Raw genomic sequence first — 24,937 nt, 5'->3', positions numbered from 1 at the left:
GTCGAGCTGTTTCCCCATGCTGACCACCGCGTTCAAGTGCACGGTGGGACCGCTTTGGTACCCGGCTACGTCGAAACCTTGGTCCGGTGGATCACTGGGCGGCGCGACACCGGTTCGCAGAGCTAAACGCACGCTCGTCGACACGACAGTGCGTTATGTGTCAGGTTGCCGACGCCATGTATGCCGCCAGGATGTAGTCGGGGTGTCGGTCGAGGTTCTTGCGGGCGCGGTCGCAGCATTGAGCCGGACTGGGCCGTGATTGCGGTCGCCAACAGCTCGGTCGATCGCCCGTCCGACCGCCGGCGGCAAGGGCACCAGCACGACCTTGCTGCCCTTGCCGACCACCCGCAGCACCCGGTGTCCATGTTCCTCGCCGACGTCGTTGATGTTCGCACCGCAGGCCTCGAACACCCGGAGGCCGAGTAGACCGAGCATCGCCACCAGTGCGAAGTCGAACAGGTTGACCGACTCTTGCGCCGCCGTGAGCAGCGCCTTGAGCTGAGACGAGTCGTGACGTGGCCGTTGATCAGACGGACTTGGCTGCCCAACCTTCACCTCAGTTGTCGTATCCAACTCACTCGGCCACGATGGGCGACGATGGCGGCGCCGCCGATCATCGGACGTGATTGAGGGTGGTGGTGTCCTGCTCGTCGAACGACAGCGGACGTCGTGGCAAAGGTGCTGCCGTCCATGTTGCGACGCAAGACTCCCGCTCATGCGCCCGATCCAGCTGATCCATCACCTCGTCGTCCACTACCAGATGACCTAACACACGCATGCCGAGTGTCGTTGCAATACTAGTGCTGCAGCACGATTTTTCCGCGTGCGTGGCGGCTTTCGCTGAGTTCGTGCGCCGCGGCGACCTCGGCGAGCGGGAACGTCGCGGCGACCGGAATCCGCAACCGTCCTTCGGCGGCCAGCGCGACCGCGGCCGAAAGCGCGTGCAACGCCAAGGGATCCGCGCCGGAGCCGGCCGGGGAACCGTGCGACATGTGTACGCCGTGCTCTGCCGCCGCGAAGTCGGCGATCGTCACCACGTGCGCCGGGTCGCCGGTCAGCTCGATGAGGTCCGGCAACGCGCCGCCTGCGCAGTCGAATACCGCGTCCACTCCGGACGGGGCCAAGGCGCGGACCCGCTCGACCAGCCCCGGGCCGTACGTCGTCGCTTCCGCGCCCAGCGAACGCAGGAAGCCGTGGTTTCCCGGGCTCGCCGTGCCGATCACCCGCGCGCCGCGGGCGGTGGCGAACTGGACCGCGACCGTGCCCGTCCCGCCCGCCGCGCCCTGCACCAGCACCGTCTGCCCGGCGCGGACCGCGAGGCGGTCGAGCACCCGGGTGGCCGTCTCGGCCGCTCCCGCCGCGCCGGCCGCTTCCGCCCAGCTCCACTCCGCCGGCTTCGGCGCCCACGCCACCAGCACCGCGAAGTCGGCGTTCGCCCCACGCGTGGCCGCGGGAGCCATGCCGAACACCGGGTCGCTGATCCGCACATCCGTGACGCCGGAGCCGATCTCGTCGACCACGCCCGCCGCGTCGAAGCCGGTGCGGAACGGGAACTTCACCGGCACGACGTCCCGCAGCTCCCCGGACCGGAGCCGGATCTCGCCGGGCGAGATCGCGGAAGTCCTTACGGCGACGCGGATTTCACCCGGGCCGGCGTGCGGCGCCGGCACCTCGGTGACCTCCACCACGCTCGGCGGGCCGTAGGAGGAAAACTGGACAGCTCTCATACGGGCGAACGTAACGGAACACCCCGTCCGGTTGGCTAAAGTGAGAGCGGTGACGGCCGAAGTGAGAGCACCGCTGCGCTCCGACGCCCGCGACAACCGCGGGCGCATCCTCGTGGTCGCCCGCGCGGCCTTCGCCGCCGAAGGCCTGGACGTGCCGATCCGCGAGATCGCCCGGCGCGCCGGAGTCGGTGTCGCGACCGTCTACCGGCACTTCCGGACCAAAGAAGCCCTGCTGGCCGAGGCCTTCGCCGACCAGCTGGCCTCGTGCCGGGCCATCGTCGAGGAAGGCCTCGCGGCCGACGATCCGTGGCGCGGGTTCTGCCTGGTCATCGAGCGGCTCATGGAGGTGCACGCCCTCGACCGCGGCTTCGCCCGCGCGTTCACCTCGCAGGTGCCCGGCATCGCCCACTTCGCCGCGGACCGTGACCGGACGCTGCGGCTGCTGCTCCGGTTGGTGCGGCTCGCGAAGGAAGCAGGCGAGCTGCGGGACGACTTCGTGCTGGAGGACATCAGCCTCGCGCTGATGGCGAACGAAGGCATCCGCGCCGAGACGCCCGACCTGCGGGTGGCGGCCTCCCGCCGGTTCGCGGCCCTGATGCTCCAGTCGTTCCGGGCGGACCCCGTCCGGACGCCGTTGCCGCCCGCCGTCCGGTTGCCGCTGTCCCGGGCCGAGCTCGGCCGGGCCCGGAGCAGCGGCACCCGACCAGCGCCCTGAGGCCGCCGGTTCAATAGTTGGCCCGGCCCCCGGAGGCGTCGAACACCGCACCGGTCGTGAAACTGCACGACTCGCTCACCATGAAACAGAGGACGTCGGCGATCTCCCGCGCGGCCGCGATGCGTCCCATCGGCACCATGCGCTTCATCATCTCGATCGCCTCGGCCGGCACGTCGTTCACCATGGCCGTCTCGGTGGGACCCGGCGTGATGGTGTTGACCGTCACGCCGAACGGGGCGAGCTCCTTGCCGAGTGTCTTCGTCAAACTGATGACACCGGCTTTCGAAGCTCCGTAAGCGGCGCCTCCGGGAACTCCCTCCTTGCCGGCTATCGACGAAACCGTCGCGATGCGCCCGTAGCCGCGCTCACGCATGGCCGGCACGACTGCCGTGCAGCACAGGAACGTCCCGTCCAGGTTCACGGCGTTGATGCGGCGCCAGTCCTCATAGGACAGCTCACCGACCGGCCGCATGGGCCCGATGATGCCCGCGGAAGTGACCAGGACGTCGACCGGGCCCAGTTCCTCGACGGTCGCCGCGTGCGCTTCGCCGACACCGGACGCATCGGTCACGTCGACCGCGTGCACGTAGGCGGCGCCGCTGTGGTCCCGGGCGTCCTTCAGCTTGCCGGCGTCGAGATCCCACAGGGCGACCCGGCCTCCCTCGGCCGCGATCTGCCGCGCGACGGCGAGGCCGATCCCCGAAGCGCCGCCCGTGACGACGGCTACGCGGTTGGCGAATCTATCGGTCATGGTCATCTCTCACCGTCAGGCGACGACGTGGGTGTGCTGGACGGCGGCGGGCCCGGCGGGGTACGGGCTGATCGCCTTGCGCCATTGGGCGTACTGCTCGGTTTCGCGGTAGCGCTCGTGGGCCGCGAGATCGGACCATTCCACGAGCAGCACGAAGTTCGTCGGGGTCTCGACCCCCTGGGTGAGGCGGACCGAAAGCACTCCCTCGGTGGCCTCGAACCCCTGGCTGGCGGCGATGTGCGCTTCCGTGAATTCTTTCTCGGTGCCCGGCTTCACGGTGATCTGGGCGATTTCGATGATCATGTCAGTACTCTCCATTGTGGTGGGTGCGGCGGCGTTCCAGCAGGTAGCCGGCGAGGACGAAGCCGAGGCTGGGCAGGGTGGTCATGAGCTGCGGCCAGGTGTTCTTACCGGGCGGGTCGACGCTGGAGATGCCCGGGTAGAACGCGACGGACAGCTGGGTGAGGCCGTACATGCTCGCGATGACGGCGGCCGCGTCCAGCGACGCGCGCGTCTGGTTCGGTTTCCACAGGTAGTGGAGGACCGCCGCCCCCAGCGCGACGCCCATGCTCATGGTCTGCGCGTTGTGGAACTTCGCGTGCGGTGGCCAAGACGGGTTGTGAATGTGCGTTTCGTTCCAGTCGGCCACATAAACGCCGACCGCGGTTCCCGCCGCGGAAATCGAGATGAGCACCTTTCCCCACGGGAACTTCGTGCGGTTGCGATCTGACATTTCGGCCCCTTTGAATGTGATGTCGCGCCGTGACATCATGCTAGTGATGTCTCGGCGCGACGTCAACCCGTTGGGGCAGGTGGTCAGGGGTGCCGGGTGGCCGGAGTCCGGCGCCGCGGAGACCGGGTCGCGGGCACGATGGTGGTGAGCAGGGACAGCACGGTTTCGGTGATGGTCGTCAGGTCGGTGTCGTCCTGACCTTCCAGCCACTTCCGGTAGGCCGTGCGGAAGATCTGGCTGCCCGTGCTGGCGGCGAGCTCCGCGATGTCGGGGTCGATTCCACGCTCGCAGAGGGCCTGGCGGAACCCTTCGGCCATCTGGTGCTGCTTGATCAGGTCGCGTTCCAGCAGCCGGGGGTTCTCGGTGATCATCCGGCTCCGCCGGTACAGGGTTTCCCGCGATCCGAGGGATTCCCAGTCGTACCTGGTCAAGGTCCGGACCACCGCCTGGAGCGGCTGCGTGAGGTCCGGGGTCTGCAGGAGCTCCCCGACGAGCACCTCCTTGAGGAGGTCCGCGTCGGCGAAGATGATCTCTTCCTTGTCCGGGAAGTACCGGAAGAAGGTCCGGGTGGTGACGCGGGCGCGTTCGGCGATCTGGACCGCGCTGGTGGCCTCGAAACCCTGCTCTTCGAACAGCTCCATGGCGGCCTGTTTCATCCGCGTCTCGCTGCCTTCTTCCCATCGGGGCATGGCGGGAGTGTACCTCCCGTGATGACTCGTCGTGACAACGCGGCCGGAGCCTCAGTGCAGGTGCTGGGACAGGAACAGCGCCGCGCGGTCGAGGGCGTGGCCGGCTTCCTCGAGGACGCCGGCGAAGCTCTGGAAGACGTGGGGGACCTCGGCGGTGACGTCGAGGACGACGTCGACGCCGGCGTCGATCGCGCGGGCCGCCAGGCGGGCCGAGTCGTCGAGCAGGACCTCGTGGGTACCCGCTTGCAGCAGCGTCGCCGGGAATCCGGTGAGGTCCGCCGACAGGGCGGGGCTCAGGTGCGGATGCCGCAGGTCCTGGCCGGCGCAGTACAGGCCGACCACCGGTCCGAGCATCTCCCGCGTGAAGATCGGGTCGATGCCCGCCTTGGTGTCCATGCTCTCGCCGCTCAGGGTCACGTCGAAGGCGCCGGAGAAGGCGACGACCGCCGCGGGCGCGGGCAGGCCGGATTCCCGGGCCCGCAGCGCGGTCGTGACGGCCAGCGAGCCGCCGGCCGAGTCTCCGGCCAGCGCGACGCGTGCGGGGTCCTCGCCGTTCTCCAGCAGGGCGCGGTAGGCGTTCGCGCCGTCGTCGACCGCCGCCGGGTACGGGTGCTCCGGAGCCAGGCGGTAGTCCACGGACAGCGCTCGCACCCTCGTGCGGCTGACGAGGGCCCCGGTCAGCGAAAGCGCTGTCTCCGGCGAGCCGAGGCTCCAGGCGCCGCCGTGGAAGTACAGGATCGTTCCCGGGCGGGTGCCTCCGGTCGGCTCGATGAGGAGGGCGCGGCGGTCGCCGAGCGTCGTCTCCGAGGTGCGGATCCCGTCCGGGACCACCATCCGGGCTTGCGTCGCGGCGTAGCCGGCGCGCATTTCTTCCAGGTTCCGCGGTGCGGGCCGCGGCTGTCGCAGGATCGCGTCGACCTGCGCACGTTGTGCCTTGCTCATGGGGTGACCTGCCTTCTCGACGGTGGCCGGATCGCGGTGTCGGATGTCACGCCGCGACATCGAACGTAGCATGATGTCGCGCCGCGACATCGCGTGCTAGTGTGATGTCACGGCGCGACAACGCGAGGAGAGGGACCGCCATGAGCGACAGCAGTGACCGGAGAGCTTCCGGCGAGTTCGATCCCGCGCGGCTCCGGCAGAAGTACCGCCAGGAGCGGGACAAACGGCTGCGGCCCGACGGCAACGAGCAGTACCTGGACGTCAGCGGGGACTACGCGAAGTTCGCGGCCGACCCGTACCTGGAGTCGAGTCCCGGAGGTCAGCCGCGCGAGGCCCGGTCCGTCGAGGTGGACGCCCTCGTCCTCGGCGGAGGCTGGGCCGGGCTGTCGATGGCGGCGCGACTGGACGAGGCCGGGGTGCGCGATTTCCTGATCGTGGACCAGGCCGGTGACTTCGGCGGCGTCTGGTACTGGAACCGGTATCCGGGCGTGCGCTGCGACATGGAGTCCTATGTCTACATGCCGTTGCTCGAAGAGATCGGGACGGTACCGAGCGAGAAGTACGCCGGTGGCCCGGAGATGCTCGAGCACGCCCGGGCGATCGGACGGCACTACGACCTCTACTCGCGGGCGCTGCTCGGCACGACGGTCACCCAGGTCGTCTGGAGCGAGCAGTCGTCCCGGTGGGTGGTCTCCACCGATCGGGGGGATGTGCTGCGCGCGCGGTTCGTGATGGTCGGCACCGGCCCGCTGAGCCGGCCCAAGCTCCCGGGCATCAAGGGGATCGAGAACTTCCGGGGAAAGGCGTTCCACTCCAGCCGGTGGGACTACGGGGTCACCGGTGGCGGCTGGGACGGCCGGCTGGCCAAGCTCGCGGACCAGCGGGTCGCGGTGATCGGCACCGGCGCGAGCACCATCCAGATCCTGCCGCACCTCGCCGAGAGCGCACAGCGGGTGTACGTCTTCCAGCGCACTCCCGCGATCGTCAACGCCCGGGGCAACCGGCCAACCGACCCGGAGTGGTACCGCGCGCAGGAGCCCGGCTGGCAGCGCAAGCGCATGGACAACTTCGTCGAGCTCATGGCGGGCCTGCCGGTGCCGGACCTTGTCGACGACGAGGGCACCCGGATGGCCCGGCGGGTCGCGGCGGCGGTCCACAGTGGACCGGGCGCGGCGCCGGACTTCGCCGCGATGCAGGCCGTCGACTTCGCCAAGATGGAGGAGATCCGTGCGCGGGTGACCGAGACCGTCCGTGATCCGGCCACGGCGAAGTCGCTGCAGCCCTGGTACGACTACTTCTGCAAGCGCCCGCTGTTCAGCGACGACTACTACCCGGCGTTCAACCACGACAACGTCACCCTGGTCGACACCGACGGCCGCGGGGTGGACCACATCACCGAACGCGGGGTCGTGGTCGACGGGGGCGAGCACGAGGTCGATCTGATCATCTATTCCACCGGGTTCGACTCCGGCGCCTACACCTACGAAGCCGGCGGGTACCGGCTCATCGGGCGGGGCGGGGTGACCCTGGCCCAGCACTGGCAGGACGGGATGCGCAGCCTGCACGGCATGATGACCAGCTCCTTCCCGAACTTCTTCCTCCTCGGCGGCATCGAGCAGGCCGCCATCTCGATCAACTTCCCGCACGTCACCTCCCGCCAGGCCGAGCACGTCGCGGCGCTGACCGCGCGTTTCCTGCGGGCCGGCGTCACCGTCGCCGAGGTGACCGCCGACGCCGAGCGGCGCTGGGCCGACGAACTGGCCCGGGTGCACGTCGACCGCACCCGGTACGACGCGGAATGCACCCCGAGCTACTACAACAACGAGGGCAAGCTCGACGACCCGAAACCGACCGTGATGGGCGGCCAGTACGGCCCCGGGCCCCTCGGCTACCTCGCCGTCGTGCGGGAGTGGGCCGCGACCGGCGTGGACCGCGACGTCGCCATCACCAAGGCCTCGCTGTGAAGCGACTCCAGTATCACCGGTACGGCGGCCCGGACGTCCTGAAGCTGGAGGATTTCGAGCCGGCCCGCCCGGGCCCGGGCGAGGTGCTCGTGCGGGTGAAGGCCGCGGCCGCCAACGCGATGGACTGGAAGATGCGCAGCGGCGAGCTGCGCCTGATGACCGGCCGTGCCTTCCCACGAGGGTTCGGCAACGACTTCGCGGGCGTGGTGGAGGCGATCGGTGCGGACGTCACCAGGTTACGGGTCGGCGAAGCGGTCGTCGGCGGGACGAGCCTCAAGGGGGCGGGGGCGTTCGGCGAGATGGTCATCGCCGAGGAAAAGGCGGTGGTGCCCAAGCCCGCGGAGCTGTCCTACGAGCGGGCCGCGGCGATCCCGGTCGTCGGCATCACCGCGTTCCAGGCCATCCTCGGCAAGGGGAACCTCCGAGCCGGGCAGGCCGTCTTCGTCAACGGCTGCCTCGGCGGCGTCGGCCGGGCCGCCGCCCAGATCGCGGTGCTGTCCGGCGCCTCGGTGGGCGGGAGCTGCCGGGCCACCGCCGTGGCGGAAGCGCACGAGCTCGGCATCGACCCGATCGTCGAGCCCGGCTTCGACCCGGCGCGGCTGCGAGGACGGTTCGACCTCGTCCTCGACACGCCCGGCACGCTCTCGGCCTCGTCAGCGCGGACGCTGCTGAGGCCCGGCGGCCGCATCATCGACATCGTCCCCACGCCGGCGAAGTTCGCCAGGAGTGTCCTACCGGGACCGTACCGGGTGATGATGGGCCGGCCCAGCACGGAGGACCTCGACGAGGTGGTCCGCATGGCCGCGCGGGGACAGCTGCTGATCCCGGTCGCCCGGACCGTGCCGCTCGCCGACGCGATCCCGGCGCTCACCGAGCTCGAACGCCACGGCACCCCCAAGGGCGGCAAGCTGATCATCACCACGGGCTGAATCCCGACGGCGGCGACCACCACGTCGTCCGGCGTGGTGATCAGCCGGCGTGCTCGGCGATGAGGTCGTCGATCCAGGCGTGGAGGATCGGTTCGGCGCCCGGGTTGCCCATGTGGCCGAGATTGGCGCGCAGGACGAGGTCCTTGTCGCGGCCGGGTGCGGCGACGAGGAGGGTGTCCTCGACCGGGAAGATGGAGTCCTCCATGCCGTTGATGGCCAGCAGCCGGCAGGTGGGGACCCGACGAGGCCGGCGGAGACGAGGCTGAAGCGGTGCGCCTCCGCGGCGTAGCGTTCGCGGGCGGTGTCGGGGTCCGGGTCGCGGTAGCCGAACTTGTAGGCCAGCGCGTCGGCGAGGGCGAAGGGGACCGGCGCGTGTTCCTGTACGCCGACCAGTACCGGCCCCTGCTCATCCAACGGGCCTCGTGGTGGGTTTCTCACCCGGGCACCCCTGGACCCCGACGTGGCCGGGCTGCACTACCGCGCGCTGCGCGCCGGCCATCCCGACCCCGACCTGACCGCGCGGCTGCTCCGGTACATCCCGATCTCGTGTCCGGGTCGCCGGCGGATTGCGGAGCCGGATCCCCGACGCCGACGTGGTCGAGTACCCGGCCACTGTCCACACATCGAGGCTCCCGGGCGAGTGGCCGCGGACATCCTCGCTCGCGCGTAGCCCGTCGGAGAACGGAGCGCACGTCCGGCCGGGGGTCACACCGCGGCGAGCCGGCGGAAGCGGCTGCCGTGGAAGACCAAGGGAGGGTTCTCGGCCGCGCGCAGGCCGTGGATGCGCAGCAACGCGATCAGGTGGTCCCCGGCCGGGACCTCCTCGTGCACCGAGCACTCCAGCCAGGCGCTCGAGCCGCTGATGAACACGCTGCCGTGCGGGCCGGGCTCCCACTCGACGTCACGGAAGCGGTCGCCGCGGCGGGCGGACAGGCGGAGGCAGGCGTCGTCCTGGCCCTCGGCCAGGACGCTCAGGCCGAGACGTCGGCCGCGCAGCCGCGGCCAGGTCGACGACGTGTGCTGGATGCAGATCGAGACCAGCGGGGGAGCCAGCGAGACGGAAGTGAAGGAGCTGGCGGCCAGTCCGTGGGGGACGCCGTCGATGAGGCCGCACACGGCGGTGACCCCGGACGGGAAGCAGCCGAAGGCTTCGCGCAGCCGGCTTTCGGAGGACACGGGGTGCAGCTCGATCATCGGTTCCCGCTTTCGATCGGTGGCCGCCAGGCCCGTACTTCCGGCACCGGGCCGGTGAATCGTTCGATCTCGACCAGGGCGTGCTGGCCGGCGCAGCCCTGCGACAGGCGGGACGAGGGGATGTCCGCGGTCAGGACGTTCGGGTTGCCGTGCGCGCACAGCGGGCCCGACGGGTGGTCGTCGACCGGGTCGAACCAGGCGCCCGTCGGCAGCTGGGCCACGCCCGGGCGGAGCGCGTCGTCGAGGACGGCGCCCGCGAGGCAGGCGCCGCGGGCGTTGAACACCCGGACGACGTCGCCGGTCGCGATGCCGCGGGCCGCCGCGTCGGCCGGGTTGAGGCGGACCGGTTCGCGGCCCGCCACCTTGCCTGCCCGGCTGACGTCGCCGGCGTCGAGCTGGCTGTGCAGCCGGGTGCGTGGCTGGTTGGCGATCAGCCACAGCGGCCCGGTTTCGGTGGGGGGCAGCCAGACCGGGTGACCGGGGCAGTCCGGATAGCCGAACCCCGCGACGGTCGCCGACGTGATCTCGATGCGGCCGCTCGGGGTGCGCAGGGGATGGGCGTCCGGGTCGGCGCGGAAGTTCGCGAACAGCGTGTGGTGCTCGCGGCCGGGTGGGAGCCGCAGCTCGCCGTCCGCCCAGAACTGCTCGAACGTCGGCGCGGCGCGCCATCCGCCGTAGAGGTGTTCCAGCCACTGCCTCGGGGTCCGGCCTTCGGCGAAGGCGTCGAGAACGCCGAGCCGGGAGGCCAAAGCCGCGAAGATCTCGTAGTCGTCCCGCGCTTCCCCCACGGGAGCGGCGATCCGGTGCATCGCGATGACGTGCGTGTCGCGGCGGCCGGAGCCGAGGTCCTCGCGTTCCAGGGCGGTGGTCGCCGGGAGCACGATGTCGGCGTGCCGGGCGGTGGCCGTCCAGTGGGGTTCGTGGACGATGATCGTGTCCGGCCGGGTGAACGCGCGGCGCAGGCGGTTGAGGTCCTGGTGGTGGTGGAACGGGTTGCCGCCGGCCCAGTACACGAGCCGGATGTCGGGGTAGCTGCGGAGTTCGCCGTTGTAGTCGTAGGGGTCGCCGGGGTGCAGCAGCAGGTCGGCGATCCGCGCGACCGGGATGAACTCGCCGACGGGGTTGCGGCCTTGGGGCAGGTACGGGATCCGCAGCTCGGGGCCGGTGTCGCCGACGTCGCCCATCGAGCCGTAGCCGTGGCCGAACCCGCCACCGGGCAGGCCGATCTGCCCCAGCATCGCGGCCAGCGCGATGCCCGCCCACACCGGCTGCTCCCCGTGTTCGGCGCGCTGCAGCGACCACGTCACCGTGACCAGGGTCCGGTGCGCGGCCATCTCCCTGGCCAGCGCGACGATGTCGGCCGCCGGGATGCCGGTGATCCCGGAGGCCCACGAGGCGTCCTTCGCACCTTCGAGCAGGTACCGCTCGAACTCGTCGTAGCCGACGCAGTAGCGGTGGAGGAACGCCCGGTCGTGCCGGTTCTCGACGACGAGCGTGTGGGCCAGCGCCAGCATCAGCGCGGTGTCGGTCGCGGGCCGGATCGGGTACCACCGGGAATCCACGGTGGACGGGACGTCGTCGCGCAGCGGGCTGACGAGCGCGACGCGGCCGCCGAACCGCGCGAGGTGCCCGGGCGTGCCGTGGGCCGTGACGCCGCCGGGGGTGACGAAGACGTTCTTCTCCGGCACCCCGCCGAACGCGACGATCAGCTCGGTGTGCTCGGCGATCGTCGGCCAGGTCGACGCCTGCCGCAGCACCGCGTGCGCGTCGCCCACGACGTGCGGCAGCAGCACCGAGGACGTGCCGTTGCTGTAGCTGTTGCGCGACGAGGTGAAGCCGCCGATGGTGTTCAGGAACCGGTGCAGCTGGCTTTGCGCGTGGTGGAACCGGCCCGCGCTGGCCCAGCCGTAGGAGCCGCCGAAGATGGCCTGGTTGCCGTGCTCGGTCCGGACGCGGTCCAGTTCGGCGGTCAGCCGGTCGAGGACCTCGTCCCACAGCACTTCGACGAACTCGTCGCGGCCGCGCCGCTCGTCCGGGCCGTGGCCGTCTTCGAGCCAGCCGCGGCGGACCGCCGGCCGGGCTACCCGGGTGGGGTGGTCCAGCGCGGCGGCCAGGTTGCCCAGCAGCGGAGACGGCGCGGGGTCCGCCGGGTGCGGCTCGACCCGCAGCCGGCCGTCGGCGTCGACCTCGGCGGAGAAGGCTCCCCAGTGCGATGTGCTCGGCTTCATGCCCCGACGGTAACCGCGTCGGCCTGCTCCCGGACGAGCTTCACCAGCGTGCCGTAGTCGCGGGCGTCGGCCAGCGGCGAGAAGCCGCGGATCAGCAGCGTGCCCACGCCGAGGCGGACGTAGTCGAGCAGCGAGTCCGCGACCTGCTCGTAGCTGCCGACCAGCGCGGTCGAGTTCCCGGCGGCGCCGGTCGTCTTCGCCACCGCCGTCCACAGCCGTTCGTCGACCACGTCGCCGGTCGCGGCCGCCTCCAGCAGCCGTTGCGACCCGACCGCTTCGCTGGAGTCGCGGCGGCCCTTGAACTCGCCGACGCGGTCCTGGGTGAGCCGCAGGATGTCGCGGGCCCGCTCCCACGCCTCGGCTTCGGTCGCCGCGGGGATGGGCCGGAGGCTGACGCTGAACGCGATGTCCCGGTCGGCGGCCGCGCGGACCTGTTCGATCCGCTCGGCGATCCCGGCCAGGGGCTCACCCCAGAAGGCGTAGACGTCGGCGTGCTTCGCCCCGACCCGGATCGCGTCGGCGGACGCGCCGCCGAAGTACACCGGGATCCCGCGCGAGGGCCGGACGTCCGAGCGCGCGCCCCGGACCCGGTAGAACTCGCCTTCGTGGTCGAACGGCTCGGCCGACTCCCACGTCCGCCGCACCACCGAGAGGAAGTCGTCGGTGCGGCGGTAGCGGGTGGGCTTGTCGGTGAAGTCGCCGTCGCGCGCCTGGTCGGCGTCGTCGCCGCCGGTGATCACGTGCAGCGCGATCCGGCCGGGGTGGAACGCGTCGAGCGTGGCGAACTTGCGGGCCAGCTGCGTCGGCGCGACGAACCCGGGGCGGTGGGCGAGCAGCACGCCGAGCCGCTCGGTGGCGGCGAGGACCTGGTCGGCGAGCACGAACCCGTCCGGGCTGCTCGCCGACTGGGCGATCAGCACGCGGTCGAACCCGGCTTCTTCGTGCGTGCGGGCGACCTCGCGCAGGTAGCCGGGCTGGATGATCGGGCCTTCCGGCGCGACGATCTCGCTGGCCTGGCGGCCGGCGGCGTAGCCGATGAACTCGAGCGTCACGGGGTCTCCTGTCCCAGGGCGCGGGCGGCGGCGAAGATGTCGCTCATCCGCCAGCTTTCGTTGGCGTGGGTGCGGCGCGCCCGGCCCCAGCCGGAGTCGCGCCGGTACTGCGCGGGCCAGTCGCCCGCCCGCACGGCGGTTTCGTCGACGGTGACGGCGGTGCGGCAGTCGGGGTCGACGAACAGCGCGTCGACCGGGCAGTACAGCTCGCAGAGGAAGCAGGTCTGGCAGTCGGCCTGCCGGGCGACGACCGGTGGGGCGTCCGGGACGGCGTCGAAGACGTCGCTGGGACACACCTGGACGCACTTGTCGCAGGCGATGCACCGGTCGGCGAGGACGAGCTCGATCATGCGGCCTCCTGCCCGTCGGTCCGCCAGTGCATCCCCAAGGTCTCCCGCCGTCGCAGAGCCGCGGTCTTGACCCAGCGGCCCATGGCGACCAGTGACGCCGTTTCGCGCGCGGTCACGGCGTCCCGGCCGGTGCCGGTCAGGCCCGCTTCGACGTCCGTCCACAAGGAATCCAATGTAGACAAAGAACCTCGGAGACCGGCGTCGTCGCGGAACATGTTCTTGTCATAGGCGTTCAGCTCCTCGCGGACGACGTCGACCACGGCGGTGGTGTCGACCGCCGCGCGACGTCCGCTCGGCCGGATCCCCGCCCGGCCGGCCGGGCGCAGGGGAGCCGCGACGGAGCCGCGCGCGTGCCGGACCGCGGCCCGCCCGGCCCACGTGCCCGAGGAGACCGCCCACGCCGAGTTCGGCGAGCCGCCGCCGGAGATGGCGCCGACGACCGGCACCCGGCTCGCGACGTCCCCGGCGGCGAACAGGCCCTGGACGTCGGTGGCGCAGTCCGTACCTCGGACGACCAGCCCGCCGACGCCGCGGATCGTGCCCTCGCCGAGCAGCGTGACCTCGAACCGGTCCCGGTAGGGGTCGAGGCCGCGGCGGGTGAACGGAAGCAGGAAGTTCGGCTGTACCACGGGCATCTTCCGGCGTACCCACTCCGGCGCCCGGTCGAGTGTGGTGAACACCGGCCCGCGCAGCAGCGCCGCGCCGAGGACGCGGTTGCGCTCCGGGCCGGACGGCAGGTCGAGCACGTGGCCGTCGGCATCGGTGTAGGTGCCGAACAGGTACGTCATCGACCGCGCCATCGTGGAGAACGCCGGGGCCAGGGTGTAGTAGTTGGAGAACTCCATGCCGGAGAGCGTCGCGCCGGCTTCGACGGCCATGAGGTGGCCGTCGCCGGTGTTGCCGCGGGAGCCGAGCAGGTGCGAGCGGAACGCCGTGCCGCCGGTGGCCAGCACGACCGCACCCGCGCGGACCTGCCAGTTCCCGCCCGCCTGCCGCCGGACGCCGGCCGCGCCGCCGACCGAGCCGTCCGGGCGCAGCAGCAGTTCGAGGGCCGGGTGGTGGTCGAGGATCCGGACGCCGGCGCGGTGGACGAGGCCGCGCATCGCGCGCAGGTACTCCGGTCCGCGCACGTTGTTCGTCCGGTCGGGTTGCCCGTCCCGGAGCGGAAACGGGTAGTACCGGTCCAACGTGGGCAGTCGCTCCCACGTCGTGCGCAGCACCCGCAGCGCCTGCTCGGGATCGGCGAGCCCGCCCGCGTGCGCGTGCCGCTCGGTCACCGCCTGCTCGTGCCGCGAAGGCGGGACGAACCAGTGGGTGACCCCGGCCGTGGCGGTGACGCCGCTGGTGCCGCAGTAGCCCTTGTCCACCAGCACGACGTCGCCGCCGGCCTGGGCCGCGGCCAAGGCGGTCCAGGTCGCGGCGAGGCCGCCGCCGATGACGAGCACGTCGGCGTTCACCGGGTCTCGGCCAGTTCGGCGACGCCGAGCTCGGCCAGCAGCCGGTACCGCAGCTCCTCGAACTCCGGGTTGCGGCGGCTGCGCTCGCCCTCGAAGCCGACGCGGTGTTCGGCGGCGAGCCGGCCGGACCGCATCGCCACCACCCGGTCGGCGAGGAGGATGGCCTCGTCGACGTCGTGGGTGACCAGCAGGACGGCCGGGCGGTGCACGGCGACGAGCTGCCGCACGAGGGCGTGCATCTTGATCCGGGTCAGCGCGTCGAGGGCGGCGAACGGTTCGTCGAGCAGCAGCAGCCGGGGTTCGCGGACGAGCGCCCGGGCGAGGGCAACGCGCTGGGCCTCGCCGCCGGACAGTGTGACCGGCCAGGCGTCGAGGTGCCCGGAGAGGCCGACTTCGGTCAACGCCCGGGCGGCGGCCTCGCGGGGGAGGCCGACGGCGACGTTCTGCCAGACCCGCCGCCACGGCAGCAGCCGGTGTTCCTGGAACACCACCATCCGCTCGGCCGGGGCGTCGAGATCACCGCTGTCCGGCGCCTCGAGCCCGGCGAGCAGGCGCAGCAACGTGGTTTTGCCGCAGCCGCTTTCGCCGATGAGCGCGACGAACTCGCCGGACGCGATGTCGAGATCGAGTCCACTCAGGACGGTCCGCGGCCCGAAGCTCTTGGTCAGCGCGCGCACGCGCACGGCGGTGCTCACAGCTTCACGGCGTGGTCGGCGATGGTGATCGGCCCGCTGAGGATCTTGCGCTGGGTCAGCCAGTCGGCGCCGCGCTGCAGCTGCGCGATCCCGTCGTCGTTGATGAGCGCCAGCTTCGTCTGGACGTTCTTCGCGGCCATCTTGTCCAGCACCGCCTGCGGGTAGTGGGAGACGGCGTTGCCGATGTCGAGGGACTCCTTGTAGTGCTGGTTCTGCCACTCGTAGTCGGCCTGGAACGCGGCGATCACCTTCCGGATCGTGTCGGCGTTCTGTTCGGCGTAGTCGCGGCGGACGAGGTAGCTGGTGAAGTCGATCTGGAAGTCCAGCTCGTCGCCGTCGACGAAGATGGGCTTGGCGCCGTACTGGACCTCGGCGATCTCGCGGAAGCCCTGCCAGATGGCCCAGGCGTCGATCTTCCCGGCGCCGAAGGCCGCGGACGCCTCGGGCGGGTTGAGGTAGGTGACCTTCACCGACTCGCGCGGCACGTGGTACTTCTCCAGCGCGGCCACCAGCAGGAACTCGCCGAGCCCGGCCTTGTTGACCGCGACCGTCTTGCCCGCCAGGTCGGTGACCTTCTCGATGCCGGTGTGCGCGCCGGCGACGATCGCGGTGGTCCGCGGGGCCGACGCCGCCCAGGCGACGTAGACGAGGTCCGCGCCCGAGAGGATCGCCTGGTCGGCCGGGGTGGTGCTGCCGCCGAAGCTGAAGTCGGCGGTGCCGCCGACGACGGCCTGCAGCGTCGGCGCGTGGTTGGGGAACGGGCCCACCCACTCGACGGTGATGCCCTGGTCCTTGAGCGTTCTTTCGAGCACACCCCGGGACTTGGGGACGGAGATGGTGCTGTAGGTCAGCCGCACCTTGCCCTCGGTGGCGCCGCCGGCCGAGCCGGTGGCGCACGCGGCGAGCGGGGCGGCGAGGGCGGTGAGCCCGGCTGCGGTCAGGAACGTGCGACGGGAGAGTGTCATGGGGGTTCCTCAGGCGGTCAGGCGGGCGTAGGTGGGGTGCCAGCGCAGCAGGCGGCGCTCGAGCAGGCGGGTGACCAGGTCGCAGAGGATCCCGATCACGGCGTAGATGAGCACGACGAGCACGATCACGTCGGTCTGCAGGAACTCGCGGGCGTTGGTGGCCATGAACCCGAGGCCCGCGTCGGCGCCGAGGGTTTCGGCGATGACGAGCGCGAGCCAGGCCGCCGTCAGCGACAGCCGAAGCCCGCCGAGGATCGACGGCAGCGCACCCGGTAGCACGACCCAGCGGATGCGCGCGACGCGGCCGAGGCCGACGATGTCGGTCATTTCCAGGAGCTTCGGATCGATCTGGCGGATGCCGAGCACGGTGGTCAAGTACAGCGGGACGGCGGTGCCGAGCGCGATGAGGAAGATCTTCCCGGCCTCGCCGATCCCGAACCAGACGATCACCAGCGGCAGGATCGCGAGGAACGGCACCGCGCGGACCATCTGGATGCTGCGGTCCAGCAGCGCTTCGGCCACTTTGGACAGTCCGACGAGCAGCCCGAGCCCGAGGCCGAGGCTCGCGCCGATGGCGAACCCGGTCGCCGACCGCCGCAGGCTGGCCAGCAGGTTCGACGGCAGCTCGCCGTCGGCGACCAGGTCGCTCGCCTTGGCCAGCACGCTGCTCGGCGCCGGCAGCACCTGCCGGGGCAAGATCCCGGTCCGGGCCAGGAGCTCCCAGAGCGCGAGCACGGCGATCGGGGTCAGCCAGGAGACGGCCCGGTACGGGAAGCGGACGACCACGGGCCGGGCGGCAGCGCGGGTCATCGCGGATCGAGCCCGGAGTCGACGTACTCGCTCAGCTTCTTGCCACCGGGGAACAGACCCTGCTGGACCCACGTGTCGTAGGTCTTCTGCAGCTGGGCGGCGAGCGCGGCGTCGACCGGGATGCGCTGGTAGGTCGTCTCGTCCGGGCGGACCTGGGCGGCGACTTCCAGAGGCTGGTGCGCGAACCCGGCGTACCACTTGTCGAAGGCGTCGGGGTTGTCCTTCGACCACGTGTAGCTCTTGTCGACGCGGCTCGCGAAGTCCTGGATGGCCGTGCGCTTGCGCGGGTCGCCCAAGGCCTTGTCGGTGGCGGACAACACGTTGAGGCCGGAGTTGATGCCCGCGCCGTCGGACAGCACGCGGGCGCCGAGTTCGCCGCGAGCGCGGGCGGCGTAGACGCTCCAGGTGGCCCAGGCGTCGATGTTGCCGGTCGAGAACGCGCCGTTCGCCTCGGAAGGCGCGAGGAAGTTGAGCGTGACGTCCTTGTCCGTGAGGCCGGCCTGCTTCAGCGCGCCGATCACCAGGTAGTGCGCGACGCTGCCGCGGGTGGTGGGGGAGATCCGCTTGCCCTTGAGGTCGGCGACCGTGCGGGCGGGGCTGTCCTTCGGCACCAGGAGGTAGGTGCCCTTGCCGCCGTTGCTCCAGGCCGCGGCGACCTTGATCTTGGAGCCGCCGGCGATCGCGGTGACCGTGGGGGAGTCGTTGGCGCCGCCGATGTCGATGGCGTCCGCGCGCAGGGCTTCGTGCAGGTTGACCGCCGCGGCGAACTGGGACCACTCGATCTTGTACGGCAGGTTGTCGAGCAGCTCGGCGGCCTTGAGCCGGGACTGCGTGGCACCGGTCTGGTCGCCGACGCGCAGCACGACCTCGCCGGAAGCGTCCGAAGTGGACGACCCGCACGCCGTGAGCGTGGTGAGGCCGAGCAGGGCGGCCACGAGCAGGGCGAGCCGGGGTTTCGAGGGCATGCGGGAACTCCCCAATGCGGTGTCGGGTCGCGGAGAATCGGTGGCGGTGCCGGGCTGAATGGTCACCGGCGTGTGTCTATTTTCCCCCGCGGCCGGGGAGAGTCAACGCCCGCGGCCGGGTTCCCACGAACCGGGAAGAGATCCACTGTGGACCGTCGCGGCGCGCGCGGCGTCGAAGTACTCGCGCAGCGGACGCCAGCCGGGAACGACGAACCGGCCGCCGGGCCCGGTGAACTTCAGCGTCGGCAGGGCGTAACGGACGTGGTGTTCGAGGTGCTTCGCGCGGCCGGTGTGCGGTCCGGGCGCGGTGATGTCGAGGACTTCCGGGCACGGGTCGCGCGTCTCACGCCAGTCGTCGCGCACGGCCTGGCGGACTTCGTCGCTCGCCATGGTTGCTTTCAGAAGCTCGACGTCGAGGCCCGGCACGCCTTCGACGGCGTCGAGCACGCGCTCGGTGTCATCGGCCGGGGTGCCGTGCAGGAACGTCGTTTCCCGCAGCCGGGTCAAGACGAGCTCGGCGACGGCTTTCCCTTGCGCCTCAGCGGCTTTCGCGGCGAGGGAAGCGGGCCAGCTCGTGCGGGCCACCCAGGACAGGTGGGTGGGCTTCGGGGCGCCGGTGTGCTCGGTGACGCCGTCGATGAACTTCGCGTACCAGGCGGCTTCCGCGGCCGGGTCCGGCGCGGGGTCCTCGTCGTCGTCGAAGAGGATGCCGAAGACCCGGCGCCACCGGGCCTCCGGCAGCTCCGCCCGCAGCCGGCGGAACTTCGGCTCCGATCCCCACGCCCAGGGGCAGGCGGGATCGGTGTATTCGACGACGTCGAGCGGCACGCCTCAGTCCTCGGGCACGTCGACCGGGGACCACAGGCTGGGCAGGTTGACCACGATGCCCTCCTGGCTGCTGCGCGCGATGATGACCACGGCCTCTTCGTCGGTCGGGTTCTCCTCGCGGTGCGGCACGTACGGCGGCACGAAGATGTAGTCGCCCGGCCCCGCTTCGATGCGCACCTCCTCCTCGCCGTCGGCGAAGACGAACACCGGGTGGCCGGACTTGACGTAGATCGCGGTCTCGGCCTCGCCGTGGTGGTGGTCGCCGGAGTTGGTGACCGGGGCGACGTGCGTCTCGCCCATCCAGACCTTCGAGGAGCCGACGGTCTTGCCGGAGATCGCCTCGAGCCGGGTCATCCCGGTGGTCTGGTTGGTGTCGCCGGTCAGGTCGGCGCCGCGGATGTGGCGCAGCGGCTGGTGCCAGAGGTCGGTCATGGGAAGTCCCTTCAGGTCGCGACGCGGGCCGGGGCCGCGTCGGTCAGTAAGTCGGCGATCGTCCTCGCGCGCAGGAGCGCGTCGAGCCCGGCCTCGACGTCCGACCAGAACGGCGTCAGGCCGGCGGCGGTGCCGTGGTAGCTCAGCGCGGGCCGGGGCTCGCCGCGGACGGAGAGGAACTCGCCGTCGGCCGCCACGACGGCGTCCCGCACGGTGATCTCGCCGGCGGGCCTGGCCAGCCAGTAGCCGCCCTCGCAGCCGCGCTGGCTGCGGACCAGCCCGGCCTGGCGCAGGTCGCGGATGACCGCCTTGATGAACCGGGCCGGGATGTCCTGCGTCGACGCGACGGCTTCGCAGGTGATCGGCCGCGTGGTGTCCGCGGCGAGCTCGAGCAGCACCCTGATCGCGTAGTCCGCCCTGGCCGAGATGCGCATGCCCGCCATCATCCCCGGACCAGCGCCGGCGCGCGCTTTCCGGCGCGCAGCCATTCCAGGAACTGGACGATCTCGGCGGCGACGCTGCGGTGGTCGACGTCGTTGAGCACGTCGTGCCGCCCGCCGCCGACCAGCACGAACCGGCCGGCCGGGAGCGATTCGGCGAACGCGCGGGAGGCTTTCGGCGACGCCACGCGGTCGGCTTCGCCGTGCAGCACCAGGACGGGCACGCCCGGCTCGGCGGCCCGGTCCGGCACCGGTTCCCGCAGCTCACCGGGTGTGAACCGGTCGTCGCCGTCGAGCAGGGCGCGGTGGACCGGGCACGCGGTCCGCGCGTCCAGCTCGTCGGTCCAGCCGCCCGGCTCGCCGAGCGGCAGCCCGCTGGCGACCACCGCGGCGACCGGGCGTTCGGTGGCCAGCTCGAGGGCGCGGAGCGCGCCGGTGTCGTGGCCGAGCACCACCACCGGTTCGGGCCCGATGTCCGTTTCGGTCGTGGTCACCCGGTACCCGTCGAAGGCGAGCCGGGCGGCGAGGCGGTGGTACAACGCCGGGTGTTCGCCGCGACCGGGCAGCAGCACGACCGTGCCGCGGACGGGCACCCCGCCGGCGAGAGCCGCGAGCGTCATACGGCGGCCGCCGTGGCGGGCTGCCGCTCGCGGCGGGCCAGCTCGGAGCGCACCAGCGGCAGCAGGTGCCTGCCGTAGTCGATGGCGTCGTCGAGCGGGTCGTAGCCGCGGATCAGCAGGGTGGTGACGCCGATGTCGACGTAGTCCAGCAGCGCCTGGGCGACCGTTTCGGGCGTGCCGACCAGCGCGGTGGAGTTGCCGGCGGCGCCGGTCGCGGTGGCCAGGGGAGTCCACAGTGCACGGTCGTGGCGATCGGCCTTCGCCGCCGCGGCCAGCAGACGGACGCTGCCGACGTTGCTCGGCGGACCGCCGTCACGCCACTCGCGCGCCGCCTTCGCCGCGCCGGTGGCGGTGATCTTGTCGAGGATCCGCTCGGCGCGTTCCCAGGCCAGCTCCTCGGTCGGGGCGAGGATGGGCCGGAAGGACACGCTGATCCCGGGCGGGGTGAGCCGTCCGGCCGCCTTCGCCGCCGCCCGGACGGACGCGATCTGTTCCGCCGTTTCCTTCAGCGGTTCGCCCCACAGCGCGAAGACGTCAGCGTGCTTGCCGCCGACGCGGTACGCCGCTTCCGACGAACCGCCGAAGTAGAGCGGGATCCGCGGGTTCTGCACCGGCCGCACCTGCGGGGTGTAGTCGTCGAGCCGGTAGTGCTTGCCGTGGTGGGAAAACGCGGACCCGGACGTCCAGGAGCGCTTGAGGATCTCCAGGTATTCGTCGGTGCGCTCGTACCGCTCGTCCTTGGGCAGGTAGTCGCCGTCGCGGGCCTGCTCGACGTCGCTGCCGCCGGTGATGGTGTGCACCGCGACGCGGCCGCCGCTGAAGTGGTCGAGGGTGGCGAACGCGCGCGCCGCCAGCGTCGGCGCGACGAACCCGGGGCGGTGCGCGACCAGCACGCCGAGGCGCTCGGTGTGGGCCGCGGTGTAGGCGGCGACCTGCTGGCCTTCCGGCCAGCCCGCGCCGTAACCGATCAGCACGCGGTCGAACCCGCCGTCCTCGTGCGCCCGGGCGAACCGGCGGACGTAGGCCGGGTCGACGACCGGGCCTCTGGCCGGCCGGGTCTCACTCGCGTCCTGGGTGCCGATCATGCCGACGAACTCGACGGGCATCTGCTTTCCTTTCGCCGCAAGACAAACGCGGACTCAGGGAACGGCATCCGCGGACGCCATGTCAATTGGGCATCTCCAGGTGTCCATTTGCTGGACGCCTCTGGTCCCCGGTGGTCCGGGCGGCTTATCGTCGGCCCGACCCTCCGGGAGGATTTCGTGACCACGACCGTCGCCACCGTGCCGCAGCCGGACCTCGCCGCGCTGCCGTCGATCGTCGCCGCGCTGGCTTCGCGGGCGGGCGAGCACGATCGCGAGGCGACCTTCCCACACGAGGGCGTCGAGCTCGTGCACGCGGCCGGGTTGCTGACGACGACCGTGCACCCGCGCTACGGCGGTCCCGGCGCCGGCGTGCTCGATACCGCACGGCTGCTTTCCGAGCTGGGCCGCGGTGATCCCTCGGTCGCGCTGGTGACGGCGATGACGCTGTTCGTCCACGCCGGGCAGGGGGTCGACCCGGCCTGGCCCGACGAGGTCTACCGCGAGGTGCTGGCGGAATCGGCCGAGCGGCCGGTGCTGATCAACGCGTTGCGCGTCGAACCGGAGCTGGGCTCGCCGACGCGTGGCGGCCTGCCGGCGACGATCGCCCGCCGGAGCGCGGACGGCTGGCGCCTGTCCGGCCGCAAGATCTACTCGACGGGTTCGGTCGGCCTGCGGTGGCTGGTCGTCTGGGCCCGGACCGACGAACCCGAGCCGCGCGTGGGCGGGTTCCTGGTCCGCGCCGACGCGCCGGGCATCACGATCGAGCCGACCTGGGACCACCTCGGCCTGCGGGCCAGTGCGAGCCACGACGTCGTGTTCGACGATGTCCCGGTCGCCGAGGGTGCCACCGCCGGACTGTCCACACCGGACAAGCAACGGCCGCCGGTGCTCACGTTCCCGTTGGCGCTGCCCGCGTTGTACCTCGGCGTGGCTCGCAACGCTCTGGACTGGCTGACGGGGTTCTTGCGCGAGCGCGTCCCGAGCGGGCTGGGCAAGCCCTTGTCGACGCTCCCGCGGTTCCAGACCGGCGCAGGGGAGATCGCCGCGCGCATCACCGGTGCGCAGGAGATCTTGTTCGGGCTGGCCCGCCGGGTCGACGAGGGCGACGCGGCCGCGCCGGCGCACGCGGGCGTCGCGAAGGTGCTCGCCACCAGGCTGCTCATCGAGGCCGTCGAACAGGCGGTCGCGCTGGCCGGGAACCCGGGGCTGACGCACGGGAACCCGCTGCAGCGCCACTACCGGGACGTGCTGTGCAGCCGCGTCCACACCCCGCAGGACGACGCCGTGCTGACCGGGCTGGGACGCTCGCTCCTGGCTTGAGCCGGCTCGCGGGCCCGCCCGCCGGCACCGATCGGCCGCCGTCGACCCGCGGCGTGGTCCCGGTCGCCGCGTGCGGCGGGGCCGTGCAGGTCAGGCCGAGATTTGCGCCGCGGCCTCGGCGACGAGTTCGCGGAGGTAGCGGTGCTCGGGGTCGTCGTCGTGGATCGGGTGCCACCACATCGCTTCCAGCAACGGGCTCACCTCGAACGGGCAGGGCAGCGCCCGGACGCCGAGGGCTGCCGGGATCCGGTCGGCCAGGCGCCGCTGCAGCAGGGCGACGCGGCGTGAGCCGGCGACCAGGCCGGGAACGGCCAGAAAGGACTCGGTGACGATCTGCACGCGCGGTTCGATGCCCAGCATGCGCATCTGCCGTGCGGCCGGAGTCGACGCGGTCGGTCCGTGGTAGGTGACCACCCAGGGCATCGTCCGGAGCTGCTCGGTCGTCAGGGTGTCGCCGACATCCGGGTTGTCGGCGGCGACGAGGCACCCCCACTCGTCGGTGTAGAGGTCCTGGTGCCGCAGGCCCTGGACGAATCCGTGCGGCAGCAACAACAAGTCGACTCCCGCCAGTACCTGTTCGGCCGCGTCGACCAGGTGCGGGGTGTTCGCGAGCAGCCGCAGCTGTGCCCCGGGAGCCTGCTCGTCGAGCAACGCCGCCAGAGCCGGACCGAGCACCGCCGCGCCGTAGTCGCTGACCACGAAGGAAAATTCGCGGGTGGTGGCCGCGGGATCGAAGTCGGCCGCGGCGGTGAAGACCCGGTCCACGCCCGCCAGAGCGACCCGGACGCGCTCCTTCAACTGGACGGCCAGCGGCGTCAGACGGGAGGCGTTGCCCACCCGCGTGAGCAGCTCGTCGTGGAAGTGCCGGCGCAGCCTGCCGAGCTGCGCGGAGACCGCCGGCTGGCTCAAGCCCACCTGCTCGGCGGCGCGGGTGACGCTGCGCCGCTGCAGCAGCGCATCCAGCGTGACCAGGAGGTTCAGGTCCAGCGTGCCGAGGTTCATCGCGGCAGGATATCCACCACGCTGATGTGGCGCATCAGCTGATTCGTCTTCCCGGATGGCCGGCCGGACTTCACCCTGGACGTCGTGGAACGAAACGATCCCGAAGGCGCGATCGCGGCAGCGGCGAAGCGCTGTTCGAACCAAGGCCGGTGGGGCCCGGACGACGTGCTCGGCACGCTGAACCACCTCGACGCCGCGAAACGCGTGGAAGGCGCCGCACTGGTCCGGCGCGGCGCGAGCTTCTCCCTGGCACAGAGCTTCGACGCCAACGGCCCGCAGAAGGGCTGGCGCCGCCGGACCAACCCCGTGCACACGATGCTCGACACCGGCGTCGACGCCGAACGCGGCACGCAGGGCTTCCCGCACGGGATCGGCGGCGCCGACGACGTCGTGTTCATGCCGCTGCAGGCCTCGACCCAGTGGGACGGCCTCGGCCACATCTTCGACCACGGACTCGCCTACAACGGCCGCCGCGCGGGCGACGTCGTCACCAGCGAAGGCGACCAGGTCACCGGCATCGAAACGACCGCCGGGCTGATCGCCGGCCGCGGAGTGCTCCTCGACGTCGGCCGCGTGGTCGGCGACGGCGAACTGCCCGACGGGTTCGCGATCACCGTCGAACACCTCGAAGCCACGATCGCCGCCCACGGCGACACGGCCCGGGTCGGCCGCGGCGACCTCGTCCTCGTCCGGACCGGCCGGCTCACCCGGGCCCGGCGAGAAGGCTGGGGCGACTACGCGGCAGGCGATTCCCCCGGCCTGTCGTTCACGACCGCGGAGTGGCTGCACGGGACCGACATCGCCGGGATCGCCACCGACACCTGGGGGGTGGAGGTGCGGCCGAACGAGTTCGACAACGCGTTCCAGCCGCTGCACCAGGTCGCCATCCCGCACATCGGCCTGTTCCTCGGCGAGATGTGGGACCTCGACGCGCTCGCCGAGGACTGCGCGGCCGATGGCGTCTTCGAGTTCTGGCTCACCGCCGCACCCCTGCCCGTGACCGGCGCGGTCGGCGCCCCGGTCGCCCCGATCGCCGTCAAATGA

28 protein-coding genes are annotated in these 24,937 nt (G+C 71.8%); 5 read left to right on the top strand and 23 right to left on the bottom strand.

Annotated features, from left to right (window positions below; all coding sequences use genetic code 11):
• Positions 1–153: 153 nt before the first annotated feature.
• Positions 154–555, bottom strand: coding sequence for a hypothetical protein (locus ACZ7OU_RS38180; RefSeq protein WP_470259006.1), 402 nt, complete (start codon positions 553–555; stop codon positions 154–156).
• A 242-nt stretch (positions 556–797) separates the two neighbouring features.
• Positions 798–1,727 (bottom strand): NADP-dependent oxidoreductase, encoded by a 930-nt coding sequence (locus ACZ7OU_RS38175; protein WP_470259005.1) that lies wholly within the window; start codon positions 1,725–1,727, stop codon positions 798–800.
• 49 nt (positions 1,728–1,776) lie between these two features.
• Between ACZ7OU_RS38175 and ACZ7OU_RS38170 the strand changes: the two genes are divergently transcribed.
• Positions 1,777–2,442, top strand: a complete 666-nt coding sequence (locus ACZ7OU_RS38170) for a TetR/AcrR family transcriptional regulator (RefSeq protein ID WP_470259004.1) — start codon at positions 1,777–1,779, stop codon at positions 2,440–2,442.
• Positions 2,443–2,452: 10 nt separating this feature from the next.
• Here the strand turns inward: ACZ7OU_RS38170 and ACZ7OU_RS38165 are convergent, their stop codons facing one another.
• From ACZ7OU_RS38165 to ACZ7OU_RS38145, 5 genes are all read right to left on the bottom strand, one after another.
• Positions 2,453–3,193 (bottom strand): SDR family NAD(P)-dependent oxidoreductase, encoded by a 741-nt coding sequence (locus ACZ7OU_RS38165; protein WP_470259003.1) that lies wholly within the window; start codon positions 3,191–3,193, stop codon positions 2,453–2,455.
• Between the two features lie 15 nt (positions 3,194–3,208).
• Positions 3,209–3,496, bottom strand: coding sequence for an antibiotic biosynthesis monooxygenase family protein (locus ACZ7OU_RS38160; protein WP_470259002.1), 288 nt, complete (start codon positions 3,494–3,496; stop codon positions 3,209–3,211).
• A gap of 1 nt (position 3,497) precedes the next feature.
• Complete coding sequence (locus tag ACZ7OU_RS38155; RefSeq protein ID WP_470259001.1) at positions 3,498–3,926, bottom strand: DUF6640 family protein; 429 nt, start codon at positions 3,924–3,926, stop codon at positions 3,498–3,500.
• Positions 3,927–4,009: 83 nt separating this feature from the next.
• Positions 4,010–4,615 (bottom strand): TetR family transcriptional regulator, encoded by a 606-nt coding sequence (locus ACZ7OU_RS38150; RefSeq protein WP_470259000.1) that lies wholly within the window; start codon positions 4,613–4,615, stop codon positions 4,010–4,012.
• Between the two features lie 51 nt (positions 4,616–4,666).
• Positions 4,667–5,557 (bottom strand): alpha/beta hydrolase, encoded by an 891-nt coding sequence (locus tag ACZ7OU_RS38145; protein ID WP_470258999.1) that lies wholly within the window; start codon positions 5,555–5,557, stop codon positions 4,667–4,669.
• Positions 5,558–5,697: 140 nt separating this feature from the next.
• Between ACZ7OU_RS38145 and ACZ7OU_RS38140 the strand changes: the two genes are divergently transcribed.
• Together ACZ7OU_RS38140 and ACZ7OU_RS38135 are read left to right on the top strand one after the other, a co-directional pair.
• A complete protein-coding gene (locus tag ACZ7OU_RS38140; protein ID WP_470258998.1) occupies positions 5,698–7,521 on the top strand; it encodes a flavin-containing monooxygenase in 1,824 nt (607 codons plus the stop codon).
• A complete protein-coding gene (locus ACZ7OU_RS38135) occupies positions 7,518–8,450 on the top strand; it encodes an NADP-dependent oxidoreductase (protein WP_470242583.1) in 933 nt (310 codons plus the stop codon). Before ACZ7OU_RS38140 ends, ACZ7OU_RS38135 begins: the two co-directional genes overlap by 4 nt.
• A 40-nt stretch (positions 8,451–8,490) precedes the next feature.
• Here the strand turns inward: ACZ7OU_RS38135 and ACZ7OU_RS38130 are convergent, their stop codons facing one another.
• From ACZ7OU_RS38130 to ACZ7OU_RS38060, 15 genes are all read right to left on the bottom strand, one after another.
• Positions 8,491–8,655, bottom strand: coding sequence for a hypothetical protein (locus tag ACZ7OU_RS38130; protein WP_470258997.1), 165 nt, complete (start codon positions 8,653–8,655; stop codon positions 8,491–8,493).
• 500 nt (positions 8,656–9,155) lie between these two features.
• On the bottom strand, positions 9,156–9,644 hold the full coding sequence (locus ACZ7OU_RS38125) for a flavin reductase family protein (RefSeq protein ID WP_470258996.1): 489 nt from the start codon (positions 9,642–9,644) through the stop codon (positions 9,156–9,158).
• The gene (locus tag ACZ7OU_RS38120; protein ID WP_470258995.1) at positions 9,641–11,872 is read right to left on the bottom strand and encodes a molybdopterin-dependent oxidoreductase; all 2,232 of its coding nucleotides are present in this window, start codon (positions 11,870–11,872) and stop codon (positions 9,641–9,643) included. Before ACZ7OU_RS38120 ends, ACZ7OU_RS38125 begins: the two co-directional genes overlap by 4 nt.
• Positions 11,869–12,924 (bottom strand): LLM class flavin-dependent oxidoreductase, encoded by a 1,056-nt coding sequence (locus ACZ7OU_RS38115; protein WP_470258994.1) that lies wholly within the window; start codon positions 12,922–12,924, stop codon positions 11,869–11,871. The genes ACZ7OU_RS38120 and ACZ7OU_RS38115 overlap by 4 nt, the downstream gene beginning before the upstream one ends.
• Entirely contained in the window at positions 12,921–13,274 is a 354-nt protein-coding gene (locus ACZ7OU_RS38110; RefSeq protein ID WP_470258993.1) for a 4Fe-4S binding protein, read from the bottom strand. Before ACZ7OU_RS38110 ends, ACZ7OU_RS38115 begins: the two co-directional genes overlap by 4 nt.
• Entirely contained in the window at positions 13,271–14,731 is a 1,461-nt protein-coding gene (locus ACZ7OU_RS38105; protein ID WP_470258992.1) for an FAD-dependent oxidoreductase, read from the bottom strand. The genes ACZ7OU_RS38110 and ACZ7OU_RS38105 overlap by 4 nt, the downstream gene beginning before the upstream one ends.
• A complete protein-coding gene (locus tag ACZ7OU_RS38100) occupies positions 14,728–15,426 on the bottom strand; it encodes an ABC transporter ATP-binding protein (RefSeq protein WP_470258991.1) in 699 nt (232 codons plus the stop codon). Before ACZ7OU_RS38100 ends, ACZ7OU_RS38105 begins: the two co-directional genes overlap by 4 nt.
• Positions 15,423–16,391, bottom strand: coding sequence for an ABC transporter substrate-binding protein (locus ACZ7OU_RS38095; protein WP_470258990.1), 969 nt, complete (start codon positions 16,389–16,391; stop codon positions 15,423–15,425). The genes ACZ7OU_RS38100 and ACZ7OU_RS38095 overlap by 4 nt, the downstream gene beginning before the upstream one ends.
• Before the next feature lie 9 nt (positions 16,392–16,400).
• Positions 16,401–17,201 (bottom strand): ABC transporter permease subunit, encoded by an 801-nt coding sequence (locus ACZ7OU_RS38090; RefSeq protein ID WP_470258989.1) that lies wholly within the window; start codon positions 17,199–17,201, stop codon positions 16,401–16,403.
• Positions 17,198–18,166 carry an ABC transporter substrate-binding protein gene (locus tag ACZ7OU_RS38085; protein WP_470258988.1) on the bottom strand — a complete coding sequence of 323 codons (969 nt, stop codon included), beginning with the start codon at positions 18,164–18,166 and terminating at the stop codon, positions 17,198–17,200. Before ACZ7OU_RS38085 ends, ACZ7OU_RS38090 begins: the two co-directional genes overlap by 4 nt.
• Positions 18,167–18,268: 102 nt before the next feature.
• The gene (locus tag ACZ7OU_RS38080; protein ID WP_470258987.1) at positions 18,269–18,994 is read right to left on the bottom strand and encodes a DsbA family oxidoreductase; all 726 of its coding nucleotides are present in this window, start codon (positions 18,992–18,994) and stop codon (positions 18,269–18,271) included.
• Positions 18,995–18,997: 3 nt separating this feature from the next.
• On the bottom strand, positions 18,998–19,426 hold the full coding sequence (locus ACZ7OU_RS38075; protein ID WP_470258986.1) for a cupin domain-containing protein: 429 nt from the start codon (positions 19,424–19,426) through the stop codon (positions 18,998–19,000).
• 11 nt (positions 19,427–19,437) lie between these two features.
• Complete coding sequence (locus tag ACZ7OU_RS38070; RefSeq protein WP_470258985.1) at positions 19,438–19,860, bottom strand: RrF2 family transcriptional regulator; 423 nt, start codon at positions 19,858–19,860, stop codon at positions 19,438–19,440.
• An 8-nt stretch (positions 19,861–19,868) separates the two neighbouring features.
• Positions 19,869–20,486, bottom strand: a complete 618-nt coding sequence (locus ACZ7OU_RS38065) for an alpha/beta hydrolase (RefSeq protein WP_470258984.1) — start codon at positions 20,484–20,486, stop codon at positions 19,869–19,871.
• The gene (locus tag ACZ7OU_RS38060; protein WP_470258983.1) at positions 20,483–21,592 is read right to left on the bottom strand and encodes an LLM class flavin-dependent oxidoreductase; all 1,110 of its coding nucleotides are present in this window, start codon (positions 21,590–21,592) and stop codon (positions 20,483–20,485) included. The genes ACZ7OU_RS38065 and ACZ7OU_RS38060 overlap by 4 nt, the downstream gene beginning before the upstream one ends.
• Positions 21,593–21,748: 156 nt before the next feature.
• Between ACZ7OU_RS38060 and ACZ7OU_RS38055 the strand changes: the two genes are divergently transcribed.
• A complete protein-coding gene (locus ACZ7OU_RS38055; RefSeq protein WP_470258982.1) occupies positions 21,749–22,891 on the top strand; it encodes an acyl-CoA dehydrogenase family protein in 1,143 nt (380 codons plus the stop codon).
• 90 nt (positions 22,892–22,981) lie between these two features.
• On the opposite strand, the gene ACZ7OU_RS38050 is transcribed toward ACZ7OU_RS38055, so the two are convergent.
• The gene (locus ACZ7OU_RS38050; RefSeq protein ID WP_470258981.1) at positions 22,982–23,893 is read right to left on the bottom strand and encodes a LysR family transcriptional regulator; all 912 of its coding nucleotides are present in this window, start codon (positions 23,891–23,893) and stop codon (positions 22,982–22,984) included.
• Positions 23,894–23,977: 84 nt separating this feature from the next.
• Between ACZ7OU_RS38050 and ACZ7OU_RS38045 the strand changes: the two genes are divergently transcribed.
• Complete coding sequence (locus ACZ7OU_RS38045; RefSeq protein ID WP_470242565.1) at positions 23,978–24,937, top strand: cyclase family protein; 960 nt, start codon at positions 23,978–23,980, stop codon at positions 24,935–24,937.

The organism is Amycolatopsis sp. NPDC114505, assembly GCF_055633615.1.
This window is presented reverse-complemented; position numbering and strand designations above follow the sequence as displayed.